We start from the raw sequence: 4,719 nt of genomic DNA, 5'->3' as shown, positions 1-4,719 counted from the left end.
GGCGGCGGCTCCGGACGCGACGGCCTGGGCGAGGCGGGCCGGGGCGGGGGCCCCGGCGGTCTCGGCGAGCAGGTAGCCCGACAGCGACGAGTCGCCGGCGCCCACCGTGCTCAGGGCGGTGATGACGGGGGCGGCGGCGAACCACGAGCCCTCGTCGTCGATCAACAGGGCGCCCGCGCTGCCGAGGGTGAGCAGCACGGTCTCGACGCCCAGCTCGCGCAGGCGTCGGGCCCCGGCGACGGCCGAGGCCGGGTCGGCCTCGTACGCCTCGGGGTCACCGCCGACGATCTCGGCGAGCTCGTCGGCGTTGGGCTTGACGAGGTCGATGCCGGCGCCCGACGCGATCAGGGCCGCGAACGGCTCGCCCGACGAGTCGACCGCGATGCGCGGGGCGGCGTCACCGCAGGAGGCGCGCACGGCCCGGACGACGTCGGCCAGCCAGGTCGTCGGCAGGCCGGGCGGCAGCGAGCCGGCGAGCACCAGCCACGAGGCGAGGGCCGCGTGTTCGACGACGAGGGCCGTGAGCTCGTCAACGTGGGAGCCGAGGTCGGGGCCGAGCTCGTTGATCTTGGTGGTCGTGCCGTCGGGTTCGGTCAGGGTGACGTTGGCCCGGAGGCGCTGCCCGATCGGCAGGTTGACGGTGGGCACGCCCCGCTCGCGCAGGGCGACGAGGACCGGGTCGTCGAGGGCGCCGGGCAGCAGGGCCACGGTCTCGGCACCCGACGCCGCCAGGGCCCGGGACACGTTGACGCCCTTGCCGCCGGGCTCGTCGGTCGTGCTGACCGAGCGCTGGACCGCCCCGCGCTGCAGGGTGCCCGGCAGCTCGATCGTGCGGTCGAGCGAGGGGTTCGCGGTGACGGTGAGGATCATGCGGGTGCCTCCTGGCTGCGGGGCGGTGTCGATCGGGGCCACGACGGGGCGGGGCGTGGGGATCGGGGCGCTCATGCGACGATCACCTCGACGTCGGCGAGCTCGAGGGCCTCGCCCAGGTCGGGCGCGGGGGGCGCGTCGGTGACCACGGTGTCGATCTCGGCCAGGCGCGCGAACCGCACCAGCGCCTCCTCGCCGTGTTTGGTCTGGTCGACCACGGCCACGACGCGGCGTCCGGCACGGACGTACGCCGACTTGACGGCGCCTTCGAACTCGTCGGGGGTCGACAGGCCGAAGCCGGCGCTGACGCCGTTCGCGCCGACGAAGACGATGTCGGGGCGGAGCGCCTGGATCTGCTCGACCGTGCTGGTGCCGACGGCGGCGCTGGTCAGCCCGCGGACGCGTCCGCCGAGCAGGTGCAGGTCGACGTGGGGGCTGTGCTGCAGCAGCGCGGCGATCGGGACGGCGTTGGTGATGACGGTGAGGACGGTGCCGGGCGTCGCCGGCGTCCAGCGGGCGAGTTCGGCGGCGACGGCGGCGGTGGTGGTGCCGGCGTCGAGGGCGATCGAGCCCGTGAACGTCGGCGGCACGAGGTGCGCGGCGGCCTGGGCCACCGAGGTCTTCTCGGGGCTGTGCCGGGTCTCGCGCTCGCTCAGGCTGAGTTCGCTGACGCTGGAGCGGCCGGCGGCGACGGCACCGCCGTGCACGCGCTGGAGCAGGCCCGCCTGTTCGAGGGCGTCGAGGTCTCGGCGGACCGTCTCGGCCGTGACGTCGAGACGCAGGGCGAGATCGCTGACCGACACCCGACCGGCCGAGCGCAGGGCTTCGGCGATCGACTCGTGCCGTTCGGTGGCGTACATGCGACCTCCTCGTCGTCTCGCGGTGCTGCCGGCATGCGTGCTGCCGGCGTGGGCCGACTGTACGTCGCTTCCACAGAGAAAACAAGACAAAAGCAGAAAAACGAAGAAGAACGCAGATTGCGCAGGCGAGGACCGAGCCATGTCCGCAATGCGCACTCTTCTCGATCTGGCTAGTTCATCTAGCAATCTGCCTGCCACAGTGGTGGACGTACCGGTTCACGGCGGTACGGGCACCGACTTCACGGGCGGTGCCGGAGTTCCAGCAGGTTCCTCAGGTGACGCAGGGTCACCAGAAATGAGAAGAACATGAACACCAGCAGCACCTCGCTCCAGGGCCTCGGCCACGAGCAACTCGTCTCCCTCGTCCGGGGCACGGTCGGTTCGGCCCGCCCCGCGGCGACCCGCCCGACCACCGGTCGCGTCGACGCGGGCCTCTACCGCCGCGACCCCCGCGTCCCGGCCGTCCGCATCGAGACCTACCCCCGTCGTCGTCGGGCGCGAGTCGCGGCCGTCGCCCTCGCCGCCCCGATCTCGGCAGCCGTCTCGGCCGTCGCCCGGGTCGACGAGCCCACCTACGCCGACTTCCTCGTGGCGGCTCCGGCCCACGCGATGTCGGCCTGAGGCGCGCGTCGTGACCTTCGCCCAGCGCATCCTCGCCGACCAGGTCGGCGACCACGTGTCGTACTTCGACACGGCCCTCGACGACACCGACGACCTCGACTGAACGGCCCGACCATGACCTCCTCACTTCCCTCGCTCGACACCCTCGTCCACCCCGACCTCCACGAGTACGTGGCCGACCGCTACCCCTTCGTGGCGGGCCTGGTGGACGACGACCAGATCTGACCGTCCCGGGCCCCGGCCCGGTGAACGACTTCGGACGGGCTGACGCCCGGCCCGTCGACGGTGCGTACCAGCGACCCGCAGCGCGGGACGCCGACGAGCACCCCACGAGAGCCCCCTCGCCCCCCGCGGCGAGGGGGCTCTCGCGTGTCCGCGGACGCGACCCGCGGGGGAGGCGGGTGGTCCTCGGGGCGGACGCCGCGCCTCCTCGGGGTTCGTAGCGTGGACGAGGTCGCACCCACGGGGCGCGACGGTGCGGCCACCCGGCCCGCACCGACGACGAACTCCGAGGAGGCACGGTGTCCGCAGTCGAGGTCGTCCCGCGCCACGGTCCGGGTCGCGTCACCCGGGCGCGAGAGTTCTTGCTCGACCTGCTGGCCTTCGGCCGCGCCCAGGCCCTCTCGTGCGCGTTCGCCGTCGCGATCTTCGCCGGGCTCGCCCTGACCCGCGTGGTCGACGTGGGCGTGCCGCGCTACGACGCGATGCTGATCTGGTGCCTGCTCGTGCAGGTCGTCCTCGTCGCGACGCGGCTCGAGACCCGGGACGAGCTGCTCGTCATCTGCGTCTTCCACGTCCTGGGGCTCGGGCTCGAGGTCTTCAAGGTCGCGATCGGCTCGTGGTCGTACCCCGAGCCCGGCGTGCTGCGCCTGGGGGACGTGCCGCTCTACAGCGGCTTCATGTACGCGGCGGTCGCGAGCTACATCTGCCAGGCGTGGCGCCGGCTGGACCTCCGCGTCGACCCCGTGCCGATGGCGGCGACCATGGCCGTCGCGGTCGGCTTCTACGTCAACTTCTTCACGAACCACTGGATCGCCGACCTGCGCTGGGTGCTGCTCGGCGTCGCCGCGCTGCTGATCGCGCGGCGGTCGGTGACCTTCCGCGTGCGGGGCGTCGACCGCCGCATGCCCCTGCTCGTGTCGTTCGCCCTCATCGGGCTGTTCATCTGGATCGCCGAGAACGCCGCGACCATGCTCGGCGCCTGGACCTACGCCTCGCAGGTCGACGGCTGGAGCCTCGTGCACCCCAGCAAGATCGGCTCGTGGATGGTGCTCGTGATCTTCAGCTTCGTGCTCGTGCTGTGGCTGAAGCAGCGGAAGGGCGCCTCACCGACCGCCACGGCGTGACGGCGTGACGGCGTGACGGCGCGCCGGCGTGGCGGTGTGACGGTGTGGTGGTGTGCCGGTCGCACCACCGTCGCGTCGTCGAACCACGCTCTCGGGTGGTTCGACGACGCGGACGTGGTGCGTCCTCGCCCGCAGGTCGCGGTCAGGGAGCGGCGTGGCGGCCGACGCGCGTGGGGGGCGGAGTGGGTGCGGCAGCAGCCGCGACCATGGGGACCGTGCCCGCACCCGCACCTGCACCCGCAGCCGTGGGCGTAGCCACGGGCTGGGGCGCGGCGACGACGCTCGTGGCGTCGGCCACGCCCCGTGCCAGCGCGGCCGCCTGTGGGGCGCGACCCGACACGGCCGCCGCGACCGCCGCCTCCCGGGTCTCGTACATCGTCGGCAGGTCGTGACCGCCCTCGGCCGTCTCGTAGCTCTGCAGCTCGAGTTCGGCGAGCCGGGCGAACTCGGCCAGCTTCTCGGACGACACGCTCTTCGCCTTGCGGGGCCGCGTGTTGTGCAGGCAGAAGGTGCCGATCGCCTGGCCGGACGACGAGTGGATCGGGTGCCCGGCGTAGAAGTACCCGTGGTTGAGGTCGAGGTAGGGGTTGTCCTTGAACCGGTCGTCCTTGCGGGCGTCCTCGACGATCACCGGCGCGTCGGCCGCCACGGTCACGTCGCAGAACGTCAGCTCGCGGGGGATCGAGACCGGCAGCAGTTCGGTGTTGACCGCGTAGTAGAGCTTCTTGCCGTCGAGCAGCGAGACGACCGCGACGTCGACGCCGAACTCCTTCTCGGCTCGGCGGGCGAGGTCCTGCAGGGTGTCGGACCCGCCGCTGCTCGCGAGCTCGACCAGCTTTTCGGCTCCTGACCACTCGAAGGTCGGCTCGGGCAGGGCCCGACGCGGACGGGCAGGAGGCGCGGTGTCGGTCGACGGGGTGGCCCCGGTTCCGAGAGCGGTCCCGGGTGCGTCCGCCGGGGTCGGTGCGGGTGCGGGTGCTGCGGCAGCCGGGGCCGGCGCGGGTGCGTCCGCCGGGCGTGCC

5 protein-coding genes are annotated in these 4,719 nt (G+C 73.1%); 2 read left to right on the top strand and 3 right to left on the bottom strand.

What is annotated here, in order from left to right; translation table 11 throughout:
• The coding region (locus IFT36_RS15255; RefSeq protein WP_249408677.1) for a 1-phosphofructokinase family hexose kinase at positions 1 to 945 on the bottom strand (945 nt) is incomplete at its 3' end.
• Positions 942 to 1,730, bottom strand: a complete 789-nt coding sequence (locus tag IFT36_RS15250) for a DeoR/GlpR family DNA-binding transcription regulator (RefSeq protein WP_056046880.1) — start codon at positions 1,728 to 1,730, stop codon at positions 942 to 944. The genes IFT36_RS15250 and IFT36_RS15255, both read right to left, overlap by 4 nt.
• 306 nt (positions 1,731 to 2,036) lie before the next feature.
• Between IFT36_RS15250 and IFT36_RS15245 the strand changes: the two genes are divergently transcribed.
• Both IFT36_RS15245 and IFT36_RS15240 read left to right on the top strand, forming a co-directional pair.
• The gene (locus IFT36_RS15245; RefSeq protein ID WP_056046878.1) at positions 2,037 to 2,351 is read left to right on the top strand and encodes a hypothetical protein; all 315 of its coding nucleotides are present in this window, start codon (positions 2,037 to 2,039) and stop codon (positions 2,349 to 2,351) included.
• Positions 2,352 to 2,872: 521 nt separating this feature from the next.
• Positions 2,873 to 3,697: a DUF817 domain-containing protein gene (locus IFT36_RS15240; protein WP_200413574.1), complete on the top strand. Its 825-nt coding sequence runs from the start codon at positions 2,873 to 2,875 to the stop codon at positions 3,695 to 3,697.
• Positions 3,698 to 3,839: 142 nt separating this feature from the next.
• On the opposite strand, the gene IFT36_RS15235 is transcribed toward IFT36_RS15240, so the two are convergent.
• Positions 3,840 to 4,719: GAF domain-containing protein (locus IFT36_RS15235; RefSeq protein WP_200413573.1), on the bottom strand; the 880-nt coding region annotated here is incomplete at its 5' end.

Origin of the sequence: Frigoribacterium sp. CFBP 13605 (assembly GCF_014839405.1) — a bacterium.
In the GTDB taxonomy this organism is placed as follows: Bacteria; Actinomycetota; Actinomycetes; order Actinomycetales; family Microbacteriaceae; genus Frigoribacterium.
This window is presented reverse-complemented; position numbering and strand designations above follow the sequence as displayed.